The sequence below is a fragment of the Pseudomonas fluorescens genome, from assembly GCF_001902145.1.
Taxonomy (GTDB): domain Bacteria; phylum Pseudomonadota; class Gammaproteobacteria; order Pseudomonadales; family Pseudomonadaceae; genus Aquipseudomonas; species Aquipseudomonas fluorescens_BV.
Genome location: NZ_MRST01000023.1, coordinates 348,254 through 374,897, shown reverse-complemented (window position 1 = coordinate 374,897; position 26,644 = coordinate 348,254). Strand labels below are relative to the sequence as shown.

Annotated in this window: 26 protein-coding genes; 11 read left to right on the top strand and 15 right to left on the bottom strand. The window is 62.1% G+C overall.

Annotated elements, in window-relative coordinates:
- Nucleotides 1–87: 87 nt before the first annotated feature.
- Genes maiA through hmgA form a run of 3 tightly spaced genes read right to left on the bottom strand, consistent with a single transcriptional unit; the run spans nt 88 to nt 3,309 of the window.
- Entirely contained in the window at nt 88–723 is a 636-nt protein-coding gene (maiA, locus tag BUE92_RS13545) for a maleylacetoacetate isomerase (protein ID WP_073524226.1), read from the bottom strand.
- Nucleotides 724–735: 12 nt separating this feature from the next.
- Entirely contained in the window at nt 736–2,022 is a 1,287-nt protein-coding gene (fahA, locus tag BUE92_RS13540; RefSeq protein WP_073524225.1) for a fumarylacetoacetase, read from the bottom strand.
- Nucleotides 2,023–2,025: 3 nt separating this feature from the next.
- Nucleotides 2,026–3,309, bottom strand: coding sequence for a homogentisate 1,2-dioxygenase (gene hmgA / locus BUE92_RS13535; protein WP_073524223.1), 1,284 nt, complete (start codon nt 3,307–3,309; stop codon nt 2,026–2,028).
- Between the two features lie 120 nt (nt 3,310–3,429).
- Between hmgA and BUE92_RS13530 the strand changes: the two genes are divergently transcribed.
- Nucleotides 3,430–4,209 carry an IclR family transcriptional regulator gene (locus BUE92_RS13530; protein ID WP_073524221.1) on the top strand — a complete coding sequence of 260 codons (780 nt, stop codon included), beginning with the start codon at nt 3,430–3,432 and terminating at the stop codon, nt 4,207–4,209.
- Between the two features lies 1 nt (nt 4,210).
- Here the strand turns inward: BUE92_RS13530 and dacB are convergent, their stop codons facing one another.
- From dacB to BUE92_RS13490, 7 genes are all read right to left on the bottom strand, one after another.
- Entirely contained in the window at nt 4,211–5,668 is a 1,458-nt protein-coding gene (gene dacB, locus BUE92_RS13525; protein ID WP_073524218.1) for a D-alanyl-D-alanine carboxypeptidase/D-alanyl-D-alanine endopeptidase, read from the bottom strand.
- Between the two features lie 187 nt (nt 5,669–5,855).
- Entirely contained in the window at nt 5,856–8,270 is a 2,415-nt protein-coding gene (locus BUE92_RS13520; RefSeq protein ID WP_073524216.1) for a TonB-dependent siderophore receptor, read from the bottom strand.
- A 750-nt stretch (nt 8,271–9,020) separates the two neighbouring features.
- Complete coding sequence (locus BUE92_RS13510) at nt 9,021–9,962, bottom strand: glutathione S-transferase family protein (protein ID WP_073524215.1); 942 nt, start codon at nt 9,960–9,962, stop codon at nt 9,021–9,023.
- A 75-nt stretch (nt 9,963–10,037) separates the two neighbouring features.
- Nucleotides 10,038–10,310 carry a GIY-YIG nuclease family protein gene (locus BUE92_RS13505; RefSeq protein WP_073524363.1) on the bottom strand — a complete coding sequence of 91 codons (273 nt, stop codon included), beginning with the start codon at nt 10,308–10,310 and terminating at the stop codon, nt 10,038–10,040.
- A gap of 36 nt (nt 10,311–10,346) precedes the next feature.
- Entirely contained in the window at nt 10,347–10,817 is a 471-nt protein-coding gene (locus tag BUE92_RS13500) for a nuclear transport factor 2 family protein (RefSeq protein ID WP_073524214.1), read from the bottom strand.
- A gap of 90 nt (nt 10,818–10,907) precedes the next feature.
- Nucleotides 10,908–11,543: a response regulator transcription factor gene (locus BUE92_RS13495; RefSeq protein WP_073524213.1), complete on the bottom strand. Its 636-nt coding sequence runs from the start codon at nt 11,541–11,543 to the stop codon at nt 10,908–10,910.
- Nucleotides 11,544–11,741: 198 nt separating this feature from the next.
- On the bottom strand, nt 11,742–12,560 hold the full coding sequence (locus BUE92_RS13490) for a response regulator (RefSeq protein ID WP_073524212.1): 819 nt from the start codon (nt 12,558–12,560) through the stop codon (nt 11,742–11,744).
- Between the two features lie 381 nt (nt 12,561–12,941).
- Here BUE92_RS13490 and BUE92_RS13485 point away from each other — a divergent pair, with 381 nt between their 5' ends.
- The 8 genes from BUE92_RS13485 to BUE92_RS13450 all read left to right on the top strand — a co-directional run bounded on the left by BUE92_RS13485 (nt 12,942) and on the right by BUE92_RS13450 (nt 20,647).
- Nucleotides 12,942–13,571, top strand: a complete 630-nt coding sequence (locus BUE92_RS13485) for a DUF1120 domain-containing protein (RefSeq protein ID WP_073524211.1) — start codon at nt 12,942–12,944, stop codon at nt 13,569–13,571.
- Nucleotides 13,572–13,599: 28 nt separating this feature from the next.
- Nucleotides 13,600–14,220 (top strand): DUF1120 domain-containing protein, encoded by a 621-nt coding sequence (locus BUE92_RS13480; protein ID WP_073524210.1) that lies wholly within the window; start codon nt 13,600–13,602, stop codon nt 14,218–14,220.
- Nucleotides 14,221–14,231: 11 nt separating this feature from the next.
- Nucleotides 14,232–14,852 (top strand): DUF1120 domain-containing protein, encoded by a 621-nt coding sequence (locus BUE92_RS13475; RefSeq protein WP_073524208.1) that lies wholly within the window; start codon nt 14,232–14,234, stop codon nt 14,850–14,852.
- A 3-nt stretch (nt 14,853–14,855) separates the two neighbouring features.
- Nucleotides 14,856–15,539, top strand: a complete 684-nt coding sequence (locus BUE92_RS13470; RefSeq protein ID WP_073524207.1) for a DUF1120 domain-containing protein — start codon at nt 14,856–14,858, stop codon at nt 15,537–15,539.
- Between the two features lie 31 nt (nt 15,540–15,570).
- Nucleotides 15,571–16,275, top strand: coding sequence for a fimbria/pilus chaperone family protein (locus BUE92_RS13465; RefSeq protein ID WP_073524206.1), 705 nt, complete (start codon nt 15,571–15,573; stop codon nt 16,273–16,275).
- Nucleotides 16,276–16,392: 117 nt separating this feature from the next.
- Entirely contained in the window at nt 16,393–18,828 is a 2,436-nt protein-coding gene (locus tag BUE92_RS13460) for a fimbria/pilus outer membrane usher protein (RefSeq protein WP_178380709.1), read from the top strand.
- Nucleotides 18,829–18,839: 11 nt separating this feature from the next.
- Entirely contained in the window at nt 18,840–19,979 is a 1,140-nt protein-coding gene (locus BUE92_RS13455) for a DUF1120 domain-containing protein (protein WP_073524204.1), read from the top strand.
- A 23-nt stretch (nt 19,980–20,002) separates the two neighbouring features.
- Nucleotides 20,003–20,647, top strand: a complete 645-nt coding sequence (locus BUE92_RS13450) for a DUF1120 domain-containing protein (protein WP_073524203.1) — start codon at nt 20,003–20,005, stop codon at nt 20,645–20,647.
- Here the strand turns inward: BUE92_RS13450 and BUE92_RS13445 are convergent.
- A complete protein-coding gene (locus BUE92_RS13445) occupies nt 20,644–21,909 on the bottom strand; it encodes a CynX/NimT family MFS transporter (protein WP_073524201.1) in 1,266 nt (421 codons plus the stop codon). The genes BUE92_RS13450 and BUE92_RS13445 overlap by 4 nt on opposite strands.
- On the bottom strand, nt 21,899–22,558 hold the full coding sequence (locus BUE92_RS13440) for a FadR/GntR family transcriptional regulator (protein ID WP_073524200.1): 660 nt from the start codon (nt 22,556–22,558) through the stop codon (nt 21,899–21,901). Before BUE92_RS13440 ends, BUE92_RS13445 begins: the two co-directional genes overlap by 11 nt.
- A 159-nt stretch (nt 22,559–22,717) precedes the next feature.
- Between BUE92_RS13440 and BUE92_RS13435 the strand changes: the two genes are divergently transcribed.
- Together BUE92_RS13435 and BUE92_RS13430 are read left to right on the top strand one after the other, a co-directional pair.
- Nucleotides 22,718–23,029 (top strand): type II toxin-antitoxin system MqsR family toxin, encoded by a 312-nt coding sequence (locus BUE92_RS13435; protein WP_073524198.1) that lies wholly within the window; start codon nt 22,718–22,720, stop codon nt 23,027–23,029.
- Complete coding sequence (locus tag BUE92_RS13430) at nt 23,026–23,520, top strand: type II toxin-antitoxin system MqsA family antitoxin (RefSeq protein WP_073524196.1); 495 nt, start codon at nt 23,026–23,028, stop codon at nt 23,518–23,520. The genes BUE92_RS13435 and BUE92_RS13430 overlap by 4 nt, the downstream gene beginning before the upstream one ends.
- 50 nt (nt 23,521–23,570) lie before the next feature.
- Here BUE92_RS13430 and BUE92_RS13425 read toward each other — a convergent pair whose 3' ends face one another.
- The 3 genes from BUE92_RS13425 to BUE92_RS13415 are packed head-to-tail and all read right to left on the bottom strand — an operon-like array spanning nt 23,571 to nt 26,635.
- Nucleotides 23,571–24,335, bottom strand: a complete 765-nt coding sequence (locus tag BUE92_RS13425) for an amino acid ABC transporter ATP-binding protein (protein WP_003188759.1) — start codon at nt 24,333–24,335, stop codon at nt 23,571–23,573.
- Nucleotides 24,336–24,345: 10 nt separating this feature from the next.
- Nucleotides 24,346–25,443, bottom strand: coding sequence for an amino acid ABC transporter permease (locus BUE92_RS13420; protein ID WP_014717022.1), 1,098 nt, complete (start codon nt 25,441–25,443; stop codon nt 24,346–24,348).
- A gap of 10 nt (nt 25,444–25,453) precedes the next feature.
- Nucleotides 25,454–26,635 carry an amino acid ABC transporter permease gene (locus BUE92_RS13415; RefSeq protein ID WP_073524195.1) on the bottom strand — a complete coding sequence of 394 codons (1,182 nt, stop codon included), beginning with the start codon at nt 26,633–26,635 and terminating at the stop codon, nt 25,454–25,456.
- Nucleotides 26,636–26,644: the final 9 nt, after the last annotated feature.

Sequence of the window (26,644 nt, the reverse complement as noted above, 5' to 3'; positions counted from 1 at the left end):
CGCTGCGTTTATTCAGGAAACGCGCGTTATCGTTGACGTTTTTCGCGAGCAAGCTCGCTCCTACAGAGGGCATTCGCACATTTGGAACTATGGCGTGTCAGGTTGACTGGCGGGGTGGGCCTGCATGAAGGCCGGATGTTGGGCCGCCAACGCCGCCACTCGCCCTATGCGCGGGTACGCCGCCAAGGGCACCTTGAAACGCTCGGCCGCGTACAACTGCGGGATCAGAAACGCATCGGCCAAGCCCGGCTGCTCGCCCAGGCAAAACCCTGTGTCGCCAATCAACTGCTCCACCGCGCCCAGGCCCTGGCTGATCCAATGCCCTATCCACTCCAGCAAGTGCGCCTCATCGTGCCCCCACTTGCGCAGCAAGTTCTGGGTGCTGGAGTTATGCAACGGGTGGATATCACAGGCGATGATTGACGCCACCGCCCGCTCATGAGCCCTGGCGACCAAATCCTTGGAGAGCAGCGGCACCTGTGGATAACGCTCTTCCAGGTACTCGATGATCGCCTGTGACTGGACCAACAACGCCCCTTCATCGGTACGCAACGCCGGCACGCGCCCTTGGGGGTTGATTGCCAGGTATTCAGGCTGGCGGTTGGCGCCGCCTGCCGGCACCAGCAGGTTGACCGGCAGCGCAGTGAAATCCAGGCCTTTGAGGGCCAGGGCAATACGTACTCGATACGACGCGGTAGAACGGTAGTAAGTATAGAGTTCCATGGCCCTGCCCTCTCAGCGCGCCGCGACCACGGTACCGCGGCATTCGCCGAAGCCGATGGAGGCAAAGCCCTCGCGGCTGCAACGGGCGCGCAGGATGATTTCGTCGCCATCCTCGAGGAATTTACGCACCTCGCCGCTGGCCAATTCAATCGGCTTTTTACCGCCTTCGGTAATCTCCAACAGGCTGCCGAACTGCCCCGGCTGCGGGCCAGACAACGTGCCCGAACCAAACAGGTCACCGGCCTGCAACTGGCAGCCGTTGACGCTGTGGTGCGCAACCATTTGTGCCACGGTCCAGTACATATGCTCGGTGTTGCTCAGGGTCAGGCGATGGGCGGGCAGGTTTTGCTCACGCATCGAGGCCGTGGTGAGCAGCACTTCCAGCTCGATATCAAAGGCGCCCGCGTTCTGATCACGCTTATCCAACAGGTAAGGCAGCGGTTGCGGATCACCCTCTGGACGTGCCGGCTGGGCCTTGCGGAAAGGTTCCAGGGCTTCGGCGGTGACCACCCACGGCGAGATGCTGGTGATAAAGCTTTTCGACAAAAACGGCCCTAGCGGCTGGTATTCCCAGGCCTGGATATCCCGCGCCGACCAGTCGTTGAGCAGGCAGAAACCGGCGATATGCTCGGCGGCATCGCCAATGGCAATCGCATCGCCCATGGCATTGCCCTGGCCGATCCAGATGCCCAGCTCCAACTCATAGTCCAGGCGCGCACACGGGCCAAAGGTCGGCTCGGTCTGGCCGGCGGGCAAGGTCTGGCCTTTAGGGCGTCGCACCTCTGTACCCGAGGGGCGAATGGTCGATGCACGGCCGTGGTAACCAATCGGCACGTACTTGTAGTTGGGCAACAAGGGGTTATCGGGGCGGAACAATTTACCGACGTTCTGCGCGTGCTCGATGCCGACGTAGAAGTCGGTGTAGTCATTGATCTTCGCCGGCAGGTGCATATGGCAATCGGCGGCACGGTGCAGCACTTGCGTCTCGCGGGTTTGCAGCTTGCTGCCTTCGGCCAGCAGTTCCAGCAGGCGCTGGCGCAGGGCAACGCGGGGGCCACGGCCCAGTTCGAAAAACGCGTTCAACTGCCCGCCCGCAGTGGCTTCGACGGCGCGCCGGGCGTCACCGTCAAACTCATCCAGCGCAGCGTGCAGGTCGAGGATCATGTCGCCAATCGCCACGCCACTGCGCGGTGCCGAGCCGTTGATGCTGAACACGCCCAGGGGCAAGTTCTGCAAGGGGAAATCCGCGTGACCATTGGCCGAGGCCACCCAGCTGCGGGTCTGCGTTGGTTGAGTCATGGGTTATCTCCGGTTCGGGTTGAAGGTGGCGGGCAGCGCGGCCCAGCACGCGTCGTAAGCAGGTTGCAGTTGCGGGCACTCCAGGGCGAACTGGGTCGGGCGCAGCACTTGGCTGGTCTCGAACATGAACGCCATGGTGTTATCGATCTTGTGCGGCGCCAGGTCAGCGTTGATGGCCTTGGTGCAGGTCTCGCCATCCGGGCCGTGGGCGCTCATGCAACTGTGCAGCGATGCGCCGCCGGGCACGAAGCCTTCGGCCTTGGCGTCGTAGGCGCCCTGGATCAGGCCCATGTATTCGTTCATGAGGTTGCGATGGAACCACGGCGGCCGGAAGGTGTTCTCGGCCACCATCCAGCGCGGCGGGAAGATCACGAAGTCGAGGTTGGCCAGGCCATTCACGCTGGTGGGCGAGGTCAGCACGGTGAAGATCGACGGGTCCGGATGATCGAAACTCACCGTGCCAATGGTGTTGAAGCGACGCAGGTCGTATTTGTACGGCACATTGTTGCCGTGCCAGGCGACCACGTTGAGCGGTGAATGGTCCAGCTCGCAGGCCCACAGTTCGCCGAGGAATTTCTGTACCAGCGTGGTCGGTTGCTTGAGGTCTTCGTAGCGGGCCACCGGCGTGAGGAAGTCACGCGGGTTGGCCAGGCCGTTGCTGCCGATGGGCCCCAGGTCGGGCAGGCGCAGCGGGGCGCCGTGGTTCTCGGCGACGTAACCGCGTGCTTGCGCATCCAGCAGCTCGATACGGAACTTGAGGCCACGGGGCAGCACGACGATTTCCAGCGGCTCGACATCCAGCACGCCCAGTTCGGTGGCGATGCGCAGGCGGCCCTGCTCCGGCACGATCAGCAGCTCGCCGTCGGCGTTGAATAACACGCGCTCCATCGAGCGGTTGGCGCGGTAGTTATAGATGCTGATGCCCGCAGGTTTTTCCGACCCCGAGTTGGCAACCATGCCGACCAGCCCATCGATAAAATCCGTGGGCTCACTCGGAATATCCAGCGGGTTCCAGCGCAGGCGATTGGGCGTCACCGCCCCCAGCGGGCCACCGGCCAATTGCCGCACAAGTTTGACGAACGCCGGGTGATTGGCCGACGGCTGGATGCGGTACAGCCAGGTGCGCCGGGCTTCGCTACGCGCCATGGTGAAGGCAGTGCCGGAAAACAGTTCGGTGTAGAGCCCGTAGGGGGCTTTTTGCGGCGAGTTCTGGCCGACCGGCAGCGCGCCAGGCAAGGCTTCGCTGGCGAATTCGTTGCCGAAACCCGACAGGTATTCGAGGTCCATGGATCTTCCTCTGCACAGAAGTTGTTTTTATCGTAATCCAGTTACGCATAACGTAATTTGATCACTGTCGACCGTCAAGCTATAAAGACGCCCATTCATCTCTCGGATTCTCGCCCTTCCATGGAAAAGCCCCGCGACACCGGCAAACAGAAAGTCCGCTCCGCGGAAGTCGGCACCGATATTCTCAAGGCCCTGGCCGAACTGTCCCCGGCCACCTCGCTGTCACGCCTGGCCGAGCATGTGCAGATGCCGGCGAGCAAGGTCCACCGCTATTTGCAGGCGCTGATCGCTTCGGGTTTTGCCGAGCAGAACAGCGCCACCAACCATTACGGCTTGGGCCGCGAAGCGTTGCGCGTGGGGCTGGCGGCGCTGGGCAGCATGGATGTGTTGAAAGTCGGCGCCATGCCCCTGGCCGAACTGCGCGATGAGTTGAATGAAACCTGCTTTCTGGCGGTGTGGGGCAACCAGGGCGCGACCGTGGTGCAGATCGAGCCGGCAGTGCGCGCCGTCACCGTGGTGACGCAGTTGGGCTCGGTGTTGCCGCTGCTCAGCTCGTCCACCGGGCTGGTGTTCAGCGCCTACTTGCCGTCGCGGGAAACCGTGGAGCTGCGCGAACGCGAGGTGCAAGCCGGCACCGCCCACACCTTGGCGGACGATCAGGCCTATGCCAGCGTGTGCGAGCAAATCCGCAGCCGCGGCCTGCACTTTGTACATGGCCTGCTGATGCCTGGCGTGGATGCGTTGTCGGCGCCGGTGTTCAACGCGGTCGGGCACGTGGCGGCGGTGATGACTGTGGTCGGCCCGACCTCACTGTTCCACGCCGATGAAGATGGCCCGGCGGCGCAGCACTTGCTGGCGGCGACCCGGGCCGTGAGTTGGCGCATGGGCTATCAGCCCTGATTCAGTCCTCGCTACGGGAAAGGGCCACGGCGACGCGGTTTTCCACAGCTTTCACCTGCGCGCCAGCGACTACGTAGTTGTTGGTCAGCATCGCGAACACCAGCTTGCGTCCGTGAGCATCGGTGATGTAACCGCTCAAGGACGAGACGCCGGCCATGGAGCCGGTCTTGGCATGCAGGTTATTTTCCGCCGGCGTGCCACGCAGGCGGTAACCCAGGCTGCCGCCTGTCATGCGGTCGGCGTTGCCGGCAACCGGTAGCGCGTTGTACCAGGCGTCGAACCACGGTTGTTTATTGGCCGCCAGCAGCAGGTCGGTGAGGGTTTGCGATGACACCAGGTTACGCCGCGACAGGCCGGAACCGTCCACTTGGCTCAAAGCGCTGGTGTCCAGCCCCTGCCGCTTGAGGAAGCCGGCCACCGCCACGGCGCCCGCCGCCGCTGTGCCGCTGTTGGCCGTCTGGCGGCCCATGGCCTTGAGCAAGGCTTCGGACATGGCATTGTTCGAGAGCTTGAGCAACGGCACGATCAGTTCCTGCAACGGCGCCGATTGGTGTTCGGCCAGCACCGTCACCCCAGCAGGACTCGCCCCGCCCATCACCCTACGTCCCAGCACCCTGATGCCCTGCTGCGCCAAGGCTTGCTCAAACAGGTTGGCCACCAGTTGCGTCGGTTCCCACACGCTGACCAGTTGCTGGCTCTGTCGACCCGGCGCCACCGCGCCGCTGAGCTGCAGCAGGTTGGTGCCATGGCGACGGTTGATCCCATAGCTGTTGCCCGGCCCACTGATGGCGCGGTTACTCAGTTGCAGGAAATCGGTGGGAGGGTAGATATCCACCCCAACCGGCGAGCCGACGCGCAACGGCGCCTTGGCGGTGACCAGCACGCTGCCGGCATCGAAATCGGTATTGGGTGACACGGTCAACGCCGAAATCTGCGCGCCGTAGTAGGTGGTTTCATCATCATGGGACCAGTCCACGCCCAAGCGCTCGGCATCGAACCAGGTGTCATCAAACACCAGATCGCCCTGCACCTGGCGTACGCCCTGGCTGGCCAATTGCGCGGCCAGCGCCTGGTAATCGGCAAACTGAATGCTCGGATCGCCCAGGCCACGCAGATAAAGATTGCCGGTCAGCCGGTCGCCCTGGCGTATGCCATTGCTCAGCAGTTGGGTGGCGAAGCGGTAGTGTGGCCCCAGCACATCCATGGCCGCCGCCGTGGTCAACAGCTTGAGGTTGGACGCGGGCACCAACCGTGTGCGTGGGTTGTGCTGGTACAGCGTGGTGCCCGTGCGGGCGTCACGCACCATCAGCGAGACCGTGGCGCCTTGCAGCGCCGGGTCGCTCAACAGTTTATCCAGGGTTGCCGGAGTGGAGGTTTGGGAGACGCTGGCGCAGCCGCCCAGTAAAAAACTCAAGCCGACCAGCAGGGTGCCGGTGTGTAACCATTTTCCAAAGTGCATCAGTGCGCTGTTCCCGCCAAATCATCAATGACGGCAACGCTAACAGCTCGCTATCAACGTGGCGAGGGCGCTGAATGCGATCCACTTTCCTGTGGGAGCTGGCTTGCCTGCGATGCAGGCAAATCGGTGTATCAGGCAAACCCAGTCGATGCCATCGCAGGCAAGCCAGCTCCCACATATAAATGAATCAGAAGGTCAACGTGCTGGAGACCGACACCTGCCGCGCATCACCAATGGACACGAACTGCGTGTTCACCGAAGAGGTGTAATAGGTGCGGTCGAACAGGTTCTTCACATTGAGCTGGAACTTGACCTTTTGCCCGTCGAGCCGGGTGTCGTAGCTGGCGAATACATCGGCCACGGTATAACTCGGCAACTCGAAGCTGTTGGCCGCATCCCCTGCGCGCTCGCCCACATAACGCGCACCGGCACCGACCCGCAATTGGTCGCCGCCAAGGACACTGCCGAAGTCATACACCGCCGACAGCGAGCCAGTATTTTTCGCCACGTTTTGCAGGCGATTGCCTTTGAGCGTCGGGTCGTCGGTGACCTCGGCGTCGGTGTAGGCATAGCTGCCGATCAGGCTCCACTTGTCAGTCAACTGGCCGCTGGCATCCAGCTCCAGACCGCGTGAGCGCACCTTGCCGGCCACGCTGTACTCCGAGGTCAGCCCCTCGCCCACCTGGACCAGTACATTGCGTTTGTCGATATTGAACAACGCTGCGCTGGCGGTGATACGCCCCGGCAGGTCGAACTTGGTGCCCAGCTCCCACGCCTTGGATTCTTCAGGGTCGAGACTGCCATCCAGCACGGTTTTGTTGGCCAGTGGCGCGATGGTGGAGTTGGGTTTGAACGACTCGGTGTAGCTGCCGTAGAACGACAGTTCATCGGTGTAGCGGTACACCAGCCCGGCCCGTGGTACCCACTTCTGGCCATTGCCATCGGTGTTGGCAGTGAACGGCACGCCTTTGCCGGCGTATTGATCGTACATTTGATAGCGCGCACCACCGACCAGAATCCATTGGTCGTTGAGATGAATCGCATCCTGGAAGAACAGCGAGTCGCTGCGCAGCAGGTCGGTCTGGTTGCTGTCCGGCGCGCTGACGTTGGAGCCGGCGACTTCGTTGCCATACACCGGGTTGTTGTAATCGAAGCTGCCTCGCGGCGCCTGGCGGATCAGGTCGGCGCGGTAGATCTTGCGGTATTCATCGTCCAGGCCGAATACCAGGTCGTGCTGCATACCCGCCACATTCAGCTTGCCTTCCAGGCTGGCGGTGGCGAAGCGGTCGGTGGTCAGCGCGCCCTGGGTGCCGTCCATGCTGCGGGTCAGGGTGCCGTTGGGGTTGACCTTGACCACGCGCACCTGGCTGGCGTCGTAGGTTTCGCGGTTCCAGCTGTAGCCAAAATGAGCTTTCCAGTCGTCGTTCAGGTCGTGGTCGACGGTCAGGCGATACAGGTCGGAGCGCCCTTCCATGTTGTTGAACGGCTCATCCAGACGGCGGGTCGCGGGGATGTTCAACGGGTGGCGGGTCTTGGGATCGATGGCGGTGCCACGGTCGAAAGGCGAGAGAAACTCGCGGTGTTCATAGGCGAACACCACCTGGGTGGCATCGCCGTACCAGGCCAGGGACGGCGCCACCAGCGTCTCGCGGTGGGTACCGTAGTTGCGCCAGTAGTCTTCATCTTCATGGTCAACGATCAAGCGATAGGCCAGGCCGCTGTCACCGATGGGGCCGGTGGTGTCGAGGTTGCCGCCGCTGCCGTTCTTGCCGCTGCCGAAGGTTGAACCGCGCGCGGTCAGCGCGGTGGACTGCACCAGCTCGGGCTTCTTGCTGACGATATTGACCACGCCACCCGGGTCCTGAATGCCGTACAGCAGCGACGACGGCCCCTTGAGCACTTCGACACGCTCGGCGGTGGCGTTCAACGCACGGCCCTGCACCACTGGCATGCCGTCCTTCATAATCGAGCCATTACGGTTGTCACCGAAGCCGCGCAGCATCACCGCATCCTGGGTGCTGCCGAGGGTGTTGGACTGGGTGATGCCGCTGATATTGCCGAGCGCGTCATCCAGGTTACGTGGCTGTTGATCGCGCAATACCTGGGCGGGCACAACGTTGACGGTTTGCGGGGTTTCCAGCAGCAGGCCATGGGAGCGCATCACCGAACTGGTGGGCGGTGGCTGGTAGCTGGTGCTGGCTTGGGTTGGGTCGGTGCCACTGATGGTGGTGGCGCCCAGGTTGACCGCGCCATCGGTGGGCACGGGCTCCAGCGCCAGGGTACGGGCGTCGATCTGGCGGAAGGTGAAGCCGGAACGGCCCAACAGACGTTGCAGGGCCTGGCTCGCGCTCATCTGCCCGCTGACGGCCGGGGCAGTGAGGCCGTAGGGCGCTTCGTCGGTGTAGATCACACTGATCCCGGTGACCCGGCTGAAATCGCTCAACGCCTGAGGCAGCGGCTTGGCCGCCAGGGCAAAATTGAACTGGGCGCTTTGCTGCTCCTGCGCCTGTGCCATGGCAAGCGGCAGCAAGGCCAAGCCCGACACCGTGAATACCGAGGCTCCCAGCCACTGTTTTACCCAACCGCCCGCCGTCGATTTCATGCTGTGAGCACCCGTGTAGAAAACGCTGTTAATGCGAATTGATCGCAGTTTCATGCACTACACGGATGGGCCGGCGATTTACCTCACCTCTGCTGGCAATTATTTTTTTATTTACTGCGTATGGGTGCATACCTGTGTGCCTACAAAATCAGCGTATGGCACAGATCCCCTGTGGGAGCGGGCTTGCCCGCGAATGCGCAGTGTCAGTCAATGAATCTTTAACTGAACCACCGCTATCGCAGCCTAGGTATCTACACAACTTTAATGCGACGCAGGACCTGTGGCGAGGGAGCTTGCTCCCGCGACGGCCTGACAGCCGACGCTGATATAACTGATGCCCCGCGATCCAATGTGGGAGCTGGCTTGTCGGGTCGCCGCATCGCTGCGAAGGCGGCCTGAAAGCCGACCAGGATCTCGGATCAGACCGCGTACATATCCGTTCCTGCGGTAATGGCTGCTATTGGTTCCGCTTTTACAGCGGGTCACTTTCGAAGAGCGCGAAAGTAACCAAAGCGCTCTTGCCCCACCACTCGGCACCTCGCCCAGGCTCGGTGTACCCGTAATCCGCCAGCGTGGTTTAACGGGGCGCCTGAGATCAAAAGCAGATCAAGATCAAGAGCGGCTCGCTTCGCATCGTGGTTACCGTCGGCGGCTACAGGCTACAAAGTTGTGCAGATACCTATGGCTATCGCAGGCAAGCCAGCTCCCACACTGGCCATGTAGTGCCCACAGAGGTGAGTCGTTCGTCCTTCAGGCAGCTATGCCCTGGATGCGAAAACCCCAGCGCGGGAAATGCACATGCACGGTACCGCCGCGTTCATCCGTGCGACGCAGGATCAGCTCTTCGCGCCCGGCGAACAGCAACTCGCCGGCCACCGGATCAACGCCATAGTCGATGGCCGCGATGGTCACCTGCTGACCCGCCTTAAAGCCGTTCAAGTCCTCGAACACCTCATCCGGCAAGGGTGCCGGCGTAGCGTTGCGGGCGATGTCCAAAGCCTGCTCTGCGGTCATTTGGCTAGTGGTTCCATGACCAAAGCCCAGCACGCGCCCCAGCCAGGCCAGCACGGCCGGGTAAGCATCCACCAGCGGCGCGGTGACCGGCGTGGCCTTGAGGAACCACAGCGAGTGGGCCAGGGCAAAGTCGGCAATCGACGGCGCGCCGAACAAAAAGTCGCCGGACTCTCGCTGCAACTGTAGCTCCAACCGCGCCATGATCGCTGGCCATTGATGCTTGGCCAACTCAGCCGGGAGCTTGCTTGCCGTGCCGCCACTGAACAGCGCGGCGCGGTCAGCGATAAAAGCTTTGATGGCCTGCGGCGGTAACTTGCCAAAGCGCACCGCCACCGATTCGGGCTGGAACACCAGGCTGACGGCATGGGCGAACACCACGCTGTCGGCCCAGGTGGCGAAGGTCTGGGTGATCATTTCCTGGCCCGGCGGAAACAAAGCCGGCGAGGACTTTTCCTGCTCCAGGCGGCGAGCGATCAGGGCGGTGTCGCAATAGATATCCGCACCGATTTGCAGCACCGGGGTTTTGCGGTAGCCGCCGGTCAAGGCCGTCAGGTCGGGCTTGGGCATCACCGGCGAAATGTTTACGGAGTGCCAGGACAGGCCTTTGAAGCCCAGCAACAGCCGCGCTTTTTCCGCAAAGGGTGAGGTCGGGTAATGGTGCAGGATGAGCTCAGACATACGGGGTTCCGCTTGGCGAGTGAACGAGCAGATTACCGCGCAAAAGCCCTCGACGGTGTGATGGGAACCTATCAGTCAGCCTGATGAACCACTCGCTGCCAGGCACTCCTTGGCGCTCTTCTTCAACTTTTTGATCAGGCGTTCCTGGCGCAGCGCCTCACCCTTGCTCGCGCATTGCTCGGTGTATACCAGCGCGACTGCGGGGCTGGACAGAAAAAACCGTGCGCCCTTGCCGCTCTGGTGCGAGGCAAACCGGCGCACCGGGTCGTTGCTGATGCCGCAATACAGCGCGCCATTGGCGGCGCGTACCAGGTAGACATACCAGGGCTTGGGTTCAGGCGTATTCACGGACAGGTTCGGCAAGGCAAAGGAGCGCGTAGTTTATCAACGACTGGCCTGGAATGCCTTCAGGCCTTTGTTCGCCTGGGCGCGCACGGCGTTGCGTACCAGCGGCGTCCAGCCCAACAGCAGGCCCTTGGTGCCCAACGCCTGGCGTGCCCAGCGCCACAAGTCGAAGTGATCGTGGTGCTCGCAGATCTTGCCGTCGCGCAACACAAAGCGCGCCTGGATATCGTTGACCACCGTATTGCCAGTCGCGCTGAACAGATAAGTCGCCACCCAATGCGCACTGCCGGTGCGCTCGTCGCTGCGCACCTGGTCGAAGGTCAACGAAAAGTCCTTGGCCCGGGTGGTGAGCATGCGCCACATATCCCCTGCGTCACGGCCTCGCAGTTCGCCAAAGGCCGGGTCGCTGAACACCACGTCATCGCTGTAGCAGGCGACCATGGCCTCGGCATCCAGGCGCTGGAAGGCGCTATAGAATTGGCTGATCAGGGCGTTATGGGCATCACTCATGGGCAGGCTCCGCAGGCGTCAAAAGAGTAGGCGCACGATAAGCCGCCCACGCCGTCATGGCTACTGTCATTCGCCACGCAAATAAGCGCGCTACTGCGCTATCCCAGTACTGCGGGCGTAGGCGAACAAGTCAACGTCGGTGGAAATACTCAAGCGCTGCATCGCCGTGCTTTTCTGCTTGCTGATGGTGGAGATGCTGCGGTTGACCTGGGCTGCAATCTGGCTGACGGTCATGCCGCTGGCCAGCATGCGCACCACTTCGCGCTCCTTGCCGGACAACTGCGGCTCCTGGGACTGATCCCCCGCGCCGGCCTCTACCAGTTGCACTCGCAGGCACTCACTGGCGAAGGTCTGCCCGGCCTGGACCGCCTTGATCGCCAGAGGCAACTCCTTGGCCGAAGCACTTTTGGCGACCACTGCCCTGGCACCGTGGGCAAAGGCTGCGCGTAACGTGGCGACGTTGGCGAACATGGTGACCAGAATCACCGGCAACTGCGGATACTGGCGCTGCAACAGGCCCAACAAGCAGTAGCCATCGGCCTGCTGGCCGCCTGGCATGGCGAAATCCGTGACCAGCACGTCGCACGGCGTGCTACTGAGCACGCCGAGTAACTGATCGGGACCGTCGGCTTCACCGACCACTTTGCACTTGCCACTCGCCTCGATCACGACTTTTTGCCCGACCCGGACAATAGGGTGATCGTCAGCAATAATTACTCGAAGCATAAGCACCCACGAATGATGGCAACTTGAATCCGCGCAAAATACCTCTGCCTGCGATCATCAACAACTGCTAACAAAGAGGCGCTTGCGGCCGAACCCAATGTTCAGTAGTGGCTAATTATTGGACTACAACACAATAGGAAAATACCTACAGCCAAAATTAGATCAACGACGTGGTAAAGCCCTCTGCAACAGCATTCTTCACAGCTCAGACAGATACTCCAGATAAGCGCACAGCCGTGCCTCAAACACTTCCAACTGCGCCTTATGCGTAGCGACACCCTCGGCCTGGACCTGCTCGATCAAGCTCACGGCACTGGTTTCCAACCCCGTGCCGCCCAGGAACACCAGGCTGCCCACCAGCCGATGCAGACGCTCGGCGGTCAATGGCGCGTTCAATGTCGCCAGGGCATGGCGCAACACCCGCTGGTCTCCCCAGGCCTCCATCAACAGGGTTTCCAACAACTGGTCGACGACCAGGTCGCTGCCAAACGTGGCCACAAGCGTGGCACGGGTGGGCCAGTGAGCCAGCGCAGCAGCGGCGTATTGCTCGACATAGTGGCCCTCGCCGCCCGGTAACCAGCGCACCAGCACGGCGTGCAGTTGTTCAAGGGTAAGGGGTTTGAGCAGCCAGGCATCCATGCCGGCCTTGCGGCAACGTTGGGGGCTGTCGTTTTGCAGATTGGCGGTCAAGGCAATGATTGGCGTGCGCTTTAACCCGTGCTCGCGCTCATGCTGGCGAATGGCGCGGGCCATGCTGTAACCGTCCATGAAAGGCATCCGGCAATCACTGATAACCAGGTCGAAGGGCCGACTGGTAACGGCGTCCAACCCCATGAAGCCATCGGTGGCCAACTCGTGTCCAAGCCCCAGTTTTTGCAACAGCCAACCCAGCAACAGGCGATAGGCTGAATGATCCTCCACGACCAGAATATTCAAGTACAGCCAATGAGGCGGGGGAGAAAAAGGCGGTTTGACTGCCCGGCTCGCTCCTGCGGTTGAACATCCTGGCGAACCCATCAGTACCTCTTCGTGGTGATTAATTGGGCAGCAATCTGCGGTACTGATACAGCAATGCCAGGCACACCCTTTTGATGGTTGCCGGCCTTTAACCTATAACCTTTTGAATGACTTCCAGCCGATACAACAACTACGAAAAACGCCGAAAAAAACTACCGAACCGCGCTGCGCTTACCCGCCCAGCCAATGTCGTATTAGTTGTATTTCCCCCTCACAGCCCTCTCGCTAAATTGTGCCCACCCCAAAAGAGAGACGGCTTGCCACTTCCCGGCAACGCCAAAAAACAGTGAGACCGCCGCCAAGCCAACCACTCGCCCATACAGGGCCGAGCGCTGACCTGTACGCGTCTCTATCTGCCAGACTGCAATGGAACAATTGGAAATGAAGACTCCTGCATCCCTGTTGAGTAGCGCCCTGCTGCTCGCCATGTCCACCTCTGCGCTCGCCGCCAGCAGCGTCGACCTGACCGTCAAGGGCCTGATTACACCCAGCGCCTGTGCCCCCGGCCTTTCCAGTGGCGGCCTCGTCGACCACGGCAAAGTCGCGGCCAAGGATTTAAAGCCGGACCACTGGACGTTGCTCGGCAACCACACCCTGCAACTGTCGATCACCTGCGATGCGCCAACCCTGTTGGCCCTCAAGGGCACTGATAACAAGGGTGACGCCGCTGACCCGATGAATACCTACGGCCTGGGCCTGGTCAGTGGCAAAAAATTGGGCGGGTACACCCTGTCGCTAGGCAATCCGGTGGCTGACGGCGCGACAATCGCCGTGATCGAGTCATCCGATAACGGCCTCACCTGGCGGGAAACCGTCCCGGGCGACGCCTGGCCCATTACCTACCACGCCTCGTTCGGCGATCGTTCCTCCGGCAGTTGGGCACCCTCCCCGGTCCAACAGGTCACGGCAGATCTTCTGGTGCAAACCCTCATCGCCCCCACAGCCGGCATGGACCTGAGCGCAGAGGTGCCGATCAACGGCTCCGCCACCCTTGAAGTGAAATACCTGTAACCGCCCACCCACCCACAGGACGTGACCCATGGTTAGCCCCCTCACTACCCTCACCGCGGCATTGTTGCTGATCGGCGCCGGCCCGGTATGGGCCGCCAGCAGCCAGGACCTGACGGTCAGAGGGGTCATCACCCCCAGTGCCTGTGCCCCCGTGGTCTCCGGCGGTGGCACCGTCGACTTCGGCAAGGTGTCGGTCAAAGACCTCAATGCCGACACCTACACCGACCTGCCCAGGGAAACCCTGCTGCTGAGTGTGCGTTGCGAAGGGCCGACCCTTTTTACCCTGAACACCATCGACAACCGTGCGGGCACTGCCGCCAGCCACTTCAGTTGGCATGGCCTGGGCATGACGCCCAGTGACGAAAAAGTCGGCGATGCCGGGCTTGGCCTGTATAGCCCGGTGGCCGATGGCGTCCCGGTACGCACCATCACCTCCCGGGATGGCGGCGTAACCTGGATCCCCTCGGTGATGCTCAGCCATACCTTGTTGACGGCCGTCGCCGACAGCGACGGCCTTGCACCGATCGCGATCCAGGCATTGGACGCAGAAATCCGCCTGATCACCCACATCGCCCCCGCCAGCAACCTGACGCTGACCGACGAAGTACCCATCGACGGCCACGCCACCGTGCAAGTCAATTACCTCTAAGGAGCCTCCCGATGAAAACCCGATTGACCACCCTGGCCGCCAGCGCCCTGCTGCTCCACTCGGCTGCCACCTTCGCCGCGTCCAGCGTGGACCTGACCGTCAAGGGCCTGATCGTGCCCAGCGCCTGCACACCGAGCCTGTCCGGTGGTGGCGTGATCGACCATGGCAAGATCTCCGCCAAGGACCTGAACCCGGACGGGGCAACGGCGATTGGCGTGCATACCCTGTCGATGACCGTCAATTGCGATGCGCCGATCCAGTTTGCCCTGCACCCCATCGATAACCGGGCAGGTTCAGGCCTTTCGACCGACTTCGGTCTGGGCTTCATTAACGAGACCCAGAAACTCGGCCACTTTTCCCTCACTTGGCGCAAAGCACTGGCCGACGGCGGCGTCGAAGTGCAACCCATCGCATCGATGGACCAGGGTAACTCCTGGTATGCCGAGAAATTCTGGGAGCCTGGCATGTACATGGCGGCAGCCTCGATAGACGACGATACGCAGCCGCTGCCGATCAAGGATTTGAGCGTCGATCTGGAAGTACTCACCATCATCAACCGCGCCGACGGCCTGGACCTCAGCAACGAAGTCACCATCGACGGCTCCGCCACCCTTGAAGTGAAGTACCTCTGACCCATGGCCGCCCATCCCTTGAACACCGGCAGGCATGGGCAGCGTCTGGCGTTGCCTGTGCTGATGGCATGGGGGCGAAACCTTGCCATCGTGCTGGGCCTGGCCACGATGACCGATGCCCGTGCAGCGCCGACTGTCGACCTCACAGTTACCGGCCGTGTCACCCCGGACGCCTGCCATATTGAGCTGACCAATGACGGCACCGTCGATCACGGCAAGATCCCTTCCCGCAGCCTCAACGCCGACGAGTTCACCGTACTGCCCATCCAAGTGCTTGATCTGCGTGTGCAGTGCGCCAGGCCCATGCTGTTTGCACTGGTGGGCATCGATAATCGCGCCGACTCCTCGTCGGCCCCCGATTATTTCTACGGGCTGGGCAGGAACATCCACGCCCCCGAAGAGCGCCTGGGCTCCGTGGCGTTGGCCTATCGCAACGCGGTGGGCGATGCGCAGCCCATGCTGGTGTTGGCCTCTACCGACAACGGTGAAACCTGGTCACAGGACCCCAATGCCTACCCGCACTCCTACATGGCTTTTGCACCCGTCGGGGACCGCCAACCGGACTTCATAGGCCAGTTGACCGTCCAGGTTCAAGTGAGCACCGCCATCAACTTTTCGCAGTACCTGACCCTGGATCAGGAAGTCCCGCTCGACGGCGCTATCGTCCTGGACCTGCGCTACCTCTGATCGCCCCTTTATTGGCTAATGGAAACCCGTCATGACGACGACACTCTCAAACACCGCTGTCGGCCTGATTGCCTTGCTCTTGATGCTCGGCGATCAGGTAAAAGCCGACGGTATGGTCCCGGACACCTCCGTGGTGATCGTGCACGAGGCCGAAGGCGAAGCGTCCGTGTCGGTGACCAACACCGACAGCCAGCTCGCCCTGCTGCATGTGACCTTGCAGGACATTCCGGAAGACACCGAACCGCTGTTGGTGGTGACACCGCCGCTGTCACGGGTGGAAGCGTCCAAATCCCAGCTGGTGCGTTTCATTCTGCAGAACCAGCAGCCGTTACTGACCCAGCGACTTAAACGCGCGGTGTTCGAAGGCATGCCCCAGGGCCGCGCCGCCACAGCCACCGGGCATGCCCGCGTGGGCGTGACCGTGCGCCAGAACCTGCCGGTGATCGTGCACCCCAAGGGCCTGGCGCCCAACCGCACGCCCTGGACCGACCTGACCTGGACACTGCGCGAAGGCCAGTTACAGGTGCGCAACGACACGCCGTACGTGGTGCGTCTGGCTCAAGAACTGCTACTGCTGCCAGGCGACGGCAAGGCCATGCTGCCGCGTACGTATGTGCTGCCCGGCGAAGCCTTGAGCGTGCCGGCCAGCAGCAGCCAGGCCAAGACGGTCAGGCTGCAGCCGGCCACGGTGTACGGGTTCGCGGTCAAGGCTTACGACGCACCGATCAGCTTCTGACGGAACACCCCAGGCGGCGGACCACCTGCGCCGCCTGAGTAACGAAGTGACGGCTTATTGATCGTCACCAGAACGCCGGCCCACAAGGCCTGCGCGTTCACTATTCGAGTACCTTGCGTGAAAACAGTATTGAGTTACCGTGACGGCGAAGCCGTGCCCGATCCCTTTGCCAGCCCTGCCCTGGCGCGGGTGTTGCTGCTGTGCGCGCTCATCCCGGCCGAGGTGTGCGCCGAAGATTCCAGCCCGTCCGGCTTCGATGCCCAGACCTTGCAACAACGCGGTATCGACCCACAGCTGGCCAGCCTGTTGCTGGCCGCACCGCGTTACGCGGCCGGGCAACATACCGTCAACCTGCGTGTCAACGGTCAGCGCCGTGGCCGGTTGGCGGTGAACTTCGATCAGCAGGGCTATCTGTGCTTCGACCGCGCCTTGCTGGACGCCGCCAATCTGGTGCCGCCCAATGACACGACAGGCTGCCAGGATTTCCTCGCACAGTACCCGCAAACCCTGGTGGAGCCGGACCCGGCGACACTGACAGTGTCGCTGGTGGTGCCCACCGACGCCTTGCGCCCCGTGCAGCAGGACATCTCCGGCTACGAAACCGGCGGGTTTGCCGGGCTGCTCAACTACGACCTCAGCGGCTTCTACAACCGCTTCGGGGATGACGCCAGCCGCTTTGGCTCGGCCAATACCGAGGTGGGGTTCAATGCCGGCGACTGGATCGTGCGCAGCCGCCAGGTGCAGACCTGGCAGGATGGCCTGTCACGCAGCACCCACTTGCAAGCCTATGCCCAACGCACCTTCGCCAGTCACCAGGCGGTGCTGCAGGCCGGGCAAATCAACCTGTACAACCCGGTGCTGTCCGGCGCGCAGATCACCGGTGTACAGGTGCTCACCGAGCACGCCCTTCAAGAGCAAGGCCAGGGCGCGCTGATCCAAGGCATCGCCAACAGCCCGGCCCAGGTGGAGGTTCGCCAGAACAACGCGTTGATTCATTCCACCGTAGTGCCCGCCGGCCCCTTTACCCTGACCGATGTACGTCGCTTGAACACGCGTTCGGACGTTGAAGTCACGGTCAAGGAGAGCGTCGGCGGTGAGCGTCGCTTCACCGTGCCCGCCGCCATGCTCGGGCTCGGGCTGCCAGCGCCGGGTTACTCCGTGGCGGCGGGCCGGGTGCGCAATGTGGGCGATGCCAAAGGCGAGGATCCGTGGGTAGTCAGTGGCGGCTGGACCGGCGCCCTGCACCCACAATTGACCCTCGGCACGGGCGCGCTGGCGGCCAGTGAATACCGTTCGGTGGGCGCGAGCCTGGGCTGGTTGCCGTGGGTGGACAGCCAGATCCAACTGTCCACGCAGCTGTCCAATAGCCAGGCACGGGAAAAGGTGTCTGGGGTACAGACCGATCTGTCCTGGTCCCAGCGCCTGGGCGAACAATGGTCGATCAGCGCGGCCAATTCCTGGCGCAGCATCGGTTACCGCGAACTCGAAGAAAGCACTTACGCGCGCGACGACAACAACCGTGATTCGCGCTACCGCGACCAGCAAAGCCTCAACCTCGGCTGGTCGCACCCCCAACTGGGTGCATTCAGTGCCGGGGTTTCACGCTCGGCCAATTTTGCCGGCGACAGCAGCAGCCGTGGGCTGGCCTCCTGGGGCACGAGCATCGGCGCGGTGTCGTTGTCGGCCAGCGCCGAATGGCAAATGGGCGGTAGCCAGCAGCAGGACAACGCGGTGTACCTCAATATCAGCGTACCGCTGGGCGAGAGTCGCCGGCTGCGCAGTTGGGTACGCAACTCCGGTGGCGAGAACCGTACCGGCCTGGGCATCACCGAACAGATCGACGACCAATTCAGCTATCGCGTGAGCGCCGAACACGACAGCAGCGACCAGCAAGTGGAAACCACCCTGGGCGTGTCGGCCCTGCCGCGCTACAGCCAGCTGGATGTCAGCTACAGCCGCTCCGATGCCGAGCGTTCCAGCTATCAAGGCGGTGCGCGCGGCGGTGTGGTACTGCACGGCGACGGCGTGACCTTTTCCCCCTACCCGGTACGCGACACCTTCGCCCTGGTGTCGGTCGGCGACATGAGCGGCATCAAGCTCAGCACCCCCAGCGGCCCGGTGTGGACCGACTGGCAAGGCCAGGCCGTGGTGCCGCAAGTCGCCGCCTACGGGCGCAGCCCGGTGCAAGTGCAGACCCGTTCACTGCCGCGCAATGCCGATATCCACAACGGCCTGGCCATGATTTCGGCCGGCCGCGGCGCCGTGGACCGCGTCGAGTTCGGCGTCGGCCTGACCCGCCGCCTGCTGCTCACCGTCAGCACCGACCAGGGCGCGCCGTTGCCGGCGGGTGCCTCGGTCAGCAGTGCCGAGGGTGAGTTCATCACCCTGGTACAGGAAGGCAGCCAGGTGTTTCTACCCAATGTGCTGGGCCAATCGACGCTGTGGATAACCACGCCCCAAGGGAGCCGTTGCCAGTTGCGTTACTCGCTGCCGGAAAAAGCCGACCCCTCGGTGTACTTCGAAACGGCCCCCGCACGCTGTCACGCACCTTGAGGACTCCCGCCATGCCCCTTGCAACCTGTCTGCGTCAACTGTGCCTGTGGCTGTTGATCGGCGTCGCCGGTACTGCCCAGGCTTTTGAAGAATGCCAACTGAACGTCAGTGAACCATTGCTGGATCTCGGCCTGATGAGCCGCCTGACCCAAAGCGACAGCGCACCGCAGCGCCTGCTCGGCGAGCGTCGCTTGAGTGTGACCGTCAGTTGCCCCCAGGCCGAAGACCTCAGCCTGTTCTACCGTGCGCAAGCCGCCAGCCCGCAGCGCTGGCAGTTTACCGAGCACGGCAGCTATGCCATTGAAGCCGGTAATGCCCTGCTCGACGGCCGCGCTGTGGAGCTGGGCTTGCTGCCCGCCGTGGGGCAGGCGCCCGTCGCCACCGGCAGCGTCATGGAATGGCGACCCGGCCATGGCATCGCACCCGTCGAACGAGGCACGGTACTCAGCGGAAAAACCCTGGCGCTGCAATTGACCCTGCGCGCCTGGGCCGACCCTGCCGCCACCCAAGTGCGCGATGCGACCACCTGGGAAGTCTCCGCCATGTTGTACGGCGCGCATCACGGGCGCTACCGGGAACTGACACTGCGCGCGCACTTCGCGCCTATCGCCTGCCTGCCGAGCTTGTCCGACCAAGGCGTGGTGAACTACGGCACCCTGTACGCCAAAGACCTCAACGCCAGCACTGAAACGCCGCTGCCCACCCGTACCTTGCGCCTGAGCGTGACCTGCGACGCGCCCATCCGCTTCGCCCTGCGCATGAAGGACAACCGCGACGGCTCTGCCACGGGCGGCACCGATGAAACGGCTTATGGGCTGGACCTGGACGCCAGCCGCAACGAGATCGGGCGTTTTTACCTGACCATCGACCCGGCCGAATTCAGCGCCGATGCCTTCCCCAGCTTGTACCGCACCGATTCCACCAGCAATGGCGTGGCGTGGAGCAGTTCCACCGCGCGGCAAATCCCCATGGCCGCCAACAGCATCATGGGTTTTACCGACAAAACCGGCGTTACCACCGGGCCGGTCGCCGTGCAGGCGCTGACCGGCACGATGCGCATCAAGACTTACCTGGCGCCGATGCAAACCCTGGACTTGCGTGACGTGGTGCACATCAACGGTTCCGGCACGCTCGAAATCGTCTACCCCTGAGCCAACTGTGAGGAATCCGTCCCATGCAAACCCGCATCCTTTCCAGCCTGTTGTTACTGGCCTGCGCCCCCTCGGTGCTGGCCGCCTCGACGGTGGACCTGAGCGTCCACGGCCTGATTATTCCTGCCGCCTGCTCACCGCAGCTTTCTAGCGGCGGCCTGATCGACTACGGCAAGATTGCCCAACAAGACCTGAACCTGGAGACCGCCACCCGCCTGCCCCTGAAGACGCTGCATATCGGCATCACCTGCAATGGCCCGGTTCGCTACGCCCTGCGTATGCGCGACAACCGTGACGGTTCGGCCATGGTCAATAGCGAGATTTACTACGGGCTGGGGTTCGATAGCAGCGGCAACCGCCTGGGGGTCTACTCGCTGACCTTCGACCCACGCCAAACCCAGGCCAGCAACACCGCGCAGGTATACGGCACCGAGTCCACCACCGGTGGCCTGGCGTGGCGCACCTCCAATCTCAACCCCATCGATATTGGCTCGCGAAGCTACCTGGGCTTTACCGACGCGGAGGGCAGCGTCAGCGGTCCCACGGCCATCGGTACCCTGGGGGGCAACGTCACGGTGCAGACGGTGATCAATGCTCGCCAGAATCTGGATTTGAGTGTGCAAACCCCGCTCGATGGCTCGGCCACGCTGGAAGTGGTGTATCTCTAAACCTTCTCGCTGGTGACCTGTACATAGCGCGCACGCCCGGCGCCAAGCCCGGCAATGATGGCCCCCAGGCCGATCACCGCGAAGATCCAGCCAATGGCAGCCCAGCCGCCGGTCCAGTCATGCACCAGGCCAACCGCGAACGGGCCCATGGATGCCAGGGTGTAGCCGATGCCCTGGGCCATGCTCGACAGGTTGGCTGCCACATGGGAATCGCGCGAGCGCAACACGATCAGGGTCAGCGCCAGGCTGAAGGTGCCACCCTGCCCCAGGCCCAGCAAAATCGCCCACCCCCACAGGCCCTCCAGCGGTGCATACAGGCAACCGAACAGCCCGCCGAGAGTCAGCAGCATCACCACCACGATCGCCAGGCGCTGGTCCTTGCCCCGCGTCGCCAGCCACGGTGCGGCCAGGGAGCTGAGCAGTTGCACGATGATCGAGCCCGACAGCGCCAACCCGGCTTCAGTCGCGCTCAGGCCGCGGCCGATCAGGATCGAAGGCAACCAGCCGAACACGATATAAGCCAGGGACGATTGCAACCCCATGTACAAGGTGACCTGCCAGGCCAGCGGATCGCGCAATAAACCCTTCACACGATAGGCCACACGATGGGCTCCGTGCCTATGCCCAACCTGGGGCAACCAGACCAGGGCCGCCACCAGGGCCGGCAGGATCCAGAAGCCCAGGCCGATCTTCCAACTGTCGCCAAAGGCATGGCTCAGTGGCACGGAGGCACCGGCCGCCATGGCGGCGCCCAAGCACAACGCCATGGTGTAGACACCGGTCATGGCGCCAGCCTGCCTGGCGAAATCGCGCTTGACGATACCCGGCAGCAACACGCCGATGATGCCAATACTCGCCCCTGCAACCAGGCTACCGAGGAACAACCCCACCTCACCGAACGAACTGCGCAAGATGATCCCGGCGGCCAAGCTAAGCAGGATACCGAGCACCACGCGCTCGGCGCCGAAACGCCGTGCCAGTATCGGCGCAGTGGGTGCAAACAGGCCCAGGCACAGCACCGGCAAGGTGGTCAGTAAACCGGCCTTGGCGGCGGACAACCCCAAACTGTTCGAAACCTCTGCCAGCAACGGCGACAGGCTCGACAAGGCCGGGCGAAGGTTCAAGGCCACCAAAACCAGGCCCAGCAACAGCAGCCATGGCCGAACCACGCTCGGCTGCGCCTGCTGCACGCTGTCGTCGTCAGCTTCGGCGTCGATCAACAGTTCTTCGAGTTCGGTCTTGCGTGGGGCTTCAGGGTTCATTGATCAACTGCCGGCAGAGGGATTTGGCGCGGTCCGGGTCTTGTTGTTCCACCGCATCGAGCAGCGCTCCATGCAGGTCGAACACCGCCTGGCGTCGCGGTGAGCGGTTCAGGGTCTGGCGCAATTGCGCGCCGACGATGGCGGAGAAGTAGTGGTACAGCTCGCTCAAGGCCGGGTTGTGCGCCGCATCCACCAAGTGCTGGTGGAACACCAGATCGGCGCTGATATAGGCCTCCAGGTCACCCTGATACCGCTCGGCGCTGAGGGCGAGCGCCTTGCGCAAGGCCTCAAGGTCCGCTTCGGTACGACGCAATGCGGCAAGGCCGATGGCCTCTACTTCCAGAATCTGGCGCGTCTCCTGCGCCTGCTCCAGCGTGCAATGGGACAGCGCCCGCATCGTACCCAGCGGGTCGGTCATCGAGCGCAGGTAACTGCCATCGCCCTGGCGGATTTCGATCAAGCCAGAGAAGGCCAATACGCGCATGGCTTCACGCACGGTGTTACGGCTGATACCCAGCTCGGCGGACAACTCGGGCTCGGTGGGCAGGCGCTCGCCGATGGCCCATACGCCCTGGGAGATGCGCAGGCGCAGTTGCTCCAGCGCCTGATCGACCAGGGAGCGTTTGAACAGCGGGGCGATGTCTGTCATGGGATTTGCGCTTTCGTCCAATCATAGGATGAATTTTCCTACAGGCTATTCGGAGTTGCCTACAAAGGCAACGCACTAGGGTTCTTAGGCAGGAAAAGGAGCAGTATTTTCGATTGGTAAAATTACCCTTAGAGGGTAATTATTGGACGCAGGTGTCTTATGGAAAAATACACACCTCATTACGATTTGGCGCTGATAAAGACGGATGTCAGGCGACTTGGGAGGAAGGCATTTACTCGGACGGCAGAGGAATGCGGCGTTAGTCTCGGTCTTAGTCTCGCGCAAATGCAGGCGGTCATTTACGCGTTACAACACTGCATGTTGTACAAGTCGATGACCACTTATGGCGACCATCGGGTCTGGCAGGACGTTTACCATACGAGTTCAAAAGGTACGGAGATTTACATCAAGGTCACATACCGCGCAGATGGTAGGCCTCCGGTAATCTCCTTCAAGGAGAAGAACCCATGAAAAAAAGAGAGCTGTGCTACATGTGCGGCGCCCCTGATGCATTGAGTTATTTCGAGGGCCGCAGCGAAACCATCCGCATCAAAGGCATGGAGCGCCGGGTCGACAACCTTTCCGGCTGGGAATGCATGGTTTGCGGCGACGGATTCTGGGATCCTGACAACGACAGCGCAGACCGCTACGGCGAGGCGAAAGATGAATTGGTGCTTGCCGTCCGGCAAATGATCGGCGCCGAGATGAAACGCACCCGCCGCAAATTGCACCTTACCCAAAAAGAAGCCGTGGAGTTACTGTCCGGTGGCGGCCACAACGCCTTCTCGCGTTACGAGCGCGGCGAGCTTCTTGCCCCTAAACCCTTGGTGCTGCTGATGCGGCTATTGGATCGGCACCCTCACTTGCTTGCCGATGCGAAGGTCTTGGCCGAAGGCGCTGATATGCGCGGTGCATTCAGCTACACAGTAAGTGACACACCGGAAACGTTCAAAGCGTCCTGACCCCAAAAAACAAACCCGGCACCAGGCCGGGTTTGTTTTTTAACCCATCATCAATGCAGTATCTGGCTCAAGAACAACCGGGTCCGCTCATTCTGCGGGTTATCAAAGAAGTCATTCGGCGCCGCCTGCTCAACGATCTCGCCCTTGTCCATGAAGATCACGCGGTTGGCCACGGTGCGGGCAAAACCCATCTCGTGGGTCACGCACAACATGGTCATGCCGTCTTCGGCCAGGCCGATCATGGTGTCCAGTACCTCTTTCACCATCTCCGGGTCCAGCGCCGATGTCGGCTCATCAAACAGCATGATTTTCGGCTTCATGCACAGCGCACGGGCAATCGCCACGCGCTGTTGCTGGCCACCTGAAAGCTGCCCCGGAAACTTGTGGGCCTGCTCCGGAATACGCACACGCTCCAGGTAATGCATGGCGATTTCCTCGGCCTTGCGCTTGGGCATCTTGCGCACCCACATCGGCGCCAGCGTGCAGTTTTGCAGGATGGTCAAATGCGGGAACAGGTTGAAGTGCTGGAACACCATGCCCACTTCACGGCGGATCGCTTCGATCTGCTTGAGGTCATTGGTCAGCTCCACCCCATCGACCACGATGCGGCCTTGCTGGTGTTCTTCCAGGCGATTGAGGCAGCGGATGGTGGTGGACTTGCCCGAGCCCGACGGGCCGCACAGCACGATGCGCTCGCCCTGCTTGACGTTGAGGTTGATGTCTTTCAACACGTGGAACTGGCCGTACCACTTGTTGACGCCCTGCATCTGGATAATGCCTTCAGGGCTCACAGGCTGTTTGATTGCTTCGCTCATCAAAAAACTCCTAACGCTTGTGGCCAGTGTCGAGCTTGCGTTCCAGATGCATGGAATAGCGCGACATACCAAAACAGAAAATCCAGAACACCAGGGCGGCGAACACGTAGCCTTCAGTGGCCATGCCCAGCCATTTGGGGTCGGCGGCGGCTTGCTTGACGCTGTTGAGCAGGTCGAACAGGCCGATAATGATCACCAGGCTAGTGTCCTTGAACAGGGCGATGAAGGTGTTGACGATCCCAGGGATCACCATCTTCAAGGCTTGCGGCAAGATCACCAGGCCCATGCTGCGCCAGTAGCCCAGCCCCATCGCTGCGGCCGCTTCGTATTGGCCCTTGGGAATCGCCTGCAAGCCACCGCGCACCACCTCGGCCACATAGGCAGACTGGAACAGAATCACACCGATCAGCGCCCGCAGCAGCTTGTCGAAGTTCATGCCCTCGGGCAGGAACAGCGGCAGCATCACCGACGACATGAACAGCACCGTGATCAACGGCACGCCGCGCCAGAACTCGATGAAGGTCACGCAGACCACCCGAATGGCCGGCATGTTCGAACGCCGTCCCAGCGCCAGCACAATGCCCAGCGGCAAGGCGCCGGCGATGCCCACGGTGGCGATCACCAGGGTCAGCATCAGGCCGCCCCATTGGCTGGTCGCCACATTGCTCAGGCCGAACACGCCGCCGTGCAGCAAGCAGTAGGCGATAATCGGGTACAGCACCAGAAAGCCCAGGCCGTAGATCGCCTTGCGAGGGAAACGCGAGATAAACAACGGCGCCACGCCCACGATGGCCAGCCATACCGTCATGTCCACGCGCCAGCGCAGGTCGACGGGGTAATAGCCATACATGAACTGGCCGAAGCGCTGTTGGATAAACACCCAGCAGGCGCCCTCCTTGGTGCAGTCGGCGCGAGTGGTGCCCACCCAGTTGGCATCGAGGATGGCCCAGTGCAGGATCGGTGGCACCACCAGGTACACCAGGTAGATCGCCAGCAAGGTCAGCAGTGTATTGAGCCAGCTCGAGAACAAGTTGGCGCGCATCCAGGCCACCGGCCCGAAGACTTTGCTCGGCGGTGGCATGTCAGGTTTGAACGTATGCGTAGTCATGGGTGTGTCCTCACCGCTCGATCAGCGCAATGCGCTTGTTGTACCAGTTCATCAGCAGGGAAATGCTGATGCTGATCGCCAGGTACACGCTCATGGTGATGGCAATGACTTCAATGGCCTGGCCGGTCTGGTTGAGCACCGTGCCGGCAAACAGCGAAACCATTTCCGGATAACCGATACCGGCGGCCAACGACGAGTTTTTCGCCAGGTTCAGGTATTGGCTGGTCAGCGGCGGAATGATCACGCGCAACGCTTGCGGGATGATGACCTTGCGCAGCGTCGGCCCCGGGCGCAGGCCCAGTGAACGTGCCGCTTCGGTCTGGCCATGGCTGACGGACTTGATGCCCGAGCGCACGATCTCGGCAATAAACGCCGCCGTGTACACCGTCAGCGCCAAGGTCAACGCCAGCAGTTCCGGGATCAGCACCCAGCCACCCACAAAGTTGAAGCCCGCAAGCTTGGGCATTTCCCAATGCAATGGCGTACCGAAGATCGACACGCACAACGCCGGGATCACCAGCAGCAGCGCCAGGCCCGCCCAGAATTTATGGAAAGGAACCCCCGTCGCTTCAAAGCGCTTGTTGGCCCAGCGGGTCATCAGCACGATGGCAACGATAGCGACCACCAGGCTGGCCACAAACGGCCAGAACCCGTCGGACGCCAGCGCTGCCGGCATGTTCAGGCCACGGCTGCTGACAAAGAAGGTGTCACCGAAGTTATGGCTGTTGCGCGGCCCTGGCATGGTCAGGAACACCGCGAAGTACCAGAACAGGATTTGCAACAGCGGCGGAATGTTGCGGAATACCTCCACGTACACCGTCGCCAGCTTGTTGATCATCCAGTTGGGCGACAAACGTGCCACGCCGATGATGAAGCCCAGCAGGGTTGCCAGCACCACACCGATGACGGTCACCAGCAAAGTGTTGAGCAGGCCGATGACAAACACCCGGGCATAGCTGTCCGATTCGGTGTAGTCGATCAAGTGCTGCGCGATGCCGAAGCCGGCACTGCGCTCAAGAAAGTCGAAACCCGAGGTGATGCCCCGGTGTTGCAGGTTGGTCTGGGTGTTATGGAACAGGTACCAGCCCAGCGAGACCACCGCCACGATCGTGATGATCTGGAACAGCCACGCACGCACTTTGGGGTCGCTGAAGCTGAGCTTCTGCTTGGGTGCGCCGATTTGATTTTGCATGAAGTGCCC

Excerpts from the sequence above, each read along its gene's own strand:
- maiA (WP_073524226.1), bottom strand. The coding sequence starts at position 723 with ATGGAACTCTATACTTACTACCGTTCTACCGCGTCGTATCGAGTACGT.
- fahA (WP_073524225.1), bottom strand. The coding sequence starts at position 2,022 with ATGACTCAACCAACGCAGACCCGCAGCTGGGTGGCCTCGGCCAATGGT.
- hmgA (WP_073524223.1), bottom strand. The coding sequence starts at position 3,309 with ATGGACCTCGAATACCTGTCGGGTTTCGGCAACGAATTCGCCAGCGAA.
- BUE92_RS13530 (WP_073524221.1), top strand. The coding sequence starts at position 3,430 with ATGGAAAAGCCCCGCGACACCGGCAAACAGAAAGTCCGCTCCGCGGAA.
- dacB (WP_073524218.1), bottom strand. The coding sequence starts at position 5,668 with ATGCACTTTGGAAAATGGTTACACACCGGCACCCTGCTGGTCGGCTTG.
- BUE92_RS13520 (WP_073524216.1), bottom strand. The coding sequence starts at position 8,270 with ATGAAATCGACGGCGGGCGGTTGGGTAAAACAGTGGCTGGGAGCCTCG.
- BUE92_RS13510 (WP_073524215.1), bottom strand. The coding sequence starts at position 9,962 with ATGTCTGAGCTCATCCTGCACCATTACCCGACCTCACCCTTTGCGGAA.
- BUE92_RS13500 (WP_073524214.1), bottom strand. The coding sequence starts at position 10,817 with ATGAGTGATGCCCATAACGCCCTGATCAGCCAATTCTATAGCGCCTTC.
- BUE92_RS13495 (WP_073524213.1), bottom strand. The coding sequence starts at position 11,543 with ATGCTTCGAGTAATTATTGCTGACGATCACCCTATTGTCCGGGTCGGG.
- BUE92_RS13490 (WP_073524212.1), bottom strand. The coding sequence starts at position 12,560 with ATGGGTTCGCCAGGATGTTCAACCGCAGGAGCGAGCCGGGCAGTCAAA.
- BUE92_RS13485 (WP_073524211.1), top strand. The coding sequence starts at position 12,942 with ATGAAGACTCCTGCATCCCTGTTGAGTAGCGCCCTGCTGCTCGCCATG.
- BUE92_RS13480 (WP_073524210.1), top strand. The coding sequence starts at position 13,600 with ATGGTTAGCCCCCTCACTACCCTCACCGCGGCATTGTTGCTGATCGGC.
- BUE92_RS13475 (WP_073524208.1), top strand. The coding sequence starts at position 14,232 with ATGAAAACCCGATTGACCACCCTGGCCGCCAGCGCCCTGCTGCTCCAC.
- BUE92_RS13470 (WP_073524207.1), top strand. The coding sequence starts at position 14,856 with ATGGCCGCCCATCCCTTGAACACCGGCAGGCATGGGCAGCGTCTGGCG.
- BUE92_RS13465 (WP_073524206.1), top strand. The coding sequence starts at position 15,571 with ATGACGACGACACTCTCAAACACCGCTGTCGGCCTGATTGCCTTGCTC.
- BUE92_RS13455 (WP_073524204.1), top strand. The coding sequence starts at position 18,840 with ATGCCCCTTGCAACCTGTCTGCGTCAACTGTGCCTGTGGCTGTTGATC.
- BUE92_RS13450 (WP_073524203.1), top strand. The coding sequence starts at position 20,003 with ATGCAAACCCGCATCCTTTCCAGCCTGTTGTTACTGGCCTGCGCCCCC.
- BUE92_RS13445 (WP_073524201.1), bottom strand. The coding sequence starts at position 21,909 with ATGAACCCTGAAGCCCCACGCAAGACCGAACTCGAAGAACTGTTGATC.
- BUE92_RS13440 (WP_073524200.1), bottom strand. The coding sequence starts at position 22,558 with ATGACAGACATCGCCCCGCTGTTCAAACGCTCCCTGGTCGATCAGGCG.
- BUE92_RS13435 (WP_073524198.1), top strand. The coding sequence starts at position 22,718 with ATGGAAAAATACACACCTCATTACGATTTGGCGCTGATAAAGACGGAT.
- BUE92_RS13430 (WP_073524196.1), top strand. The coding sequence starts at position 23,026 with ATGAAAAAAAGAGAGCTGTGCTACATGTGCGGCGCCCCTGATGCATTG.
- BUE92_RS13425 (WP_003188759.1), bottom strand. The coding sequence starts at position 24,335 with ATGAGCGAAGCAATCAAACAGCCTGTGAGCCCTGAAGGCATTATCCAG.
- BUE92_RS13420 (WP_014717022.1), bottom strand. The coding sequence starts at position 25,443 with ATGACTACGCATACGTTCAAACCTGACATGCCACCGCCGAGCAAAGTC.
- BUE92_RS13415 (WP_073524195.1), bottom strand. The coding sequence starts at position 26,635 with ATGCAAAATCAAATCGGCGCACCCAAGCAGAAGCTCAGCTTCAGCGAC.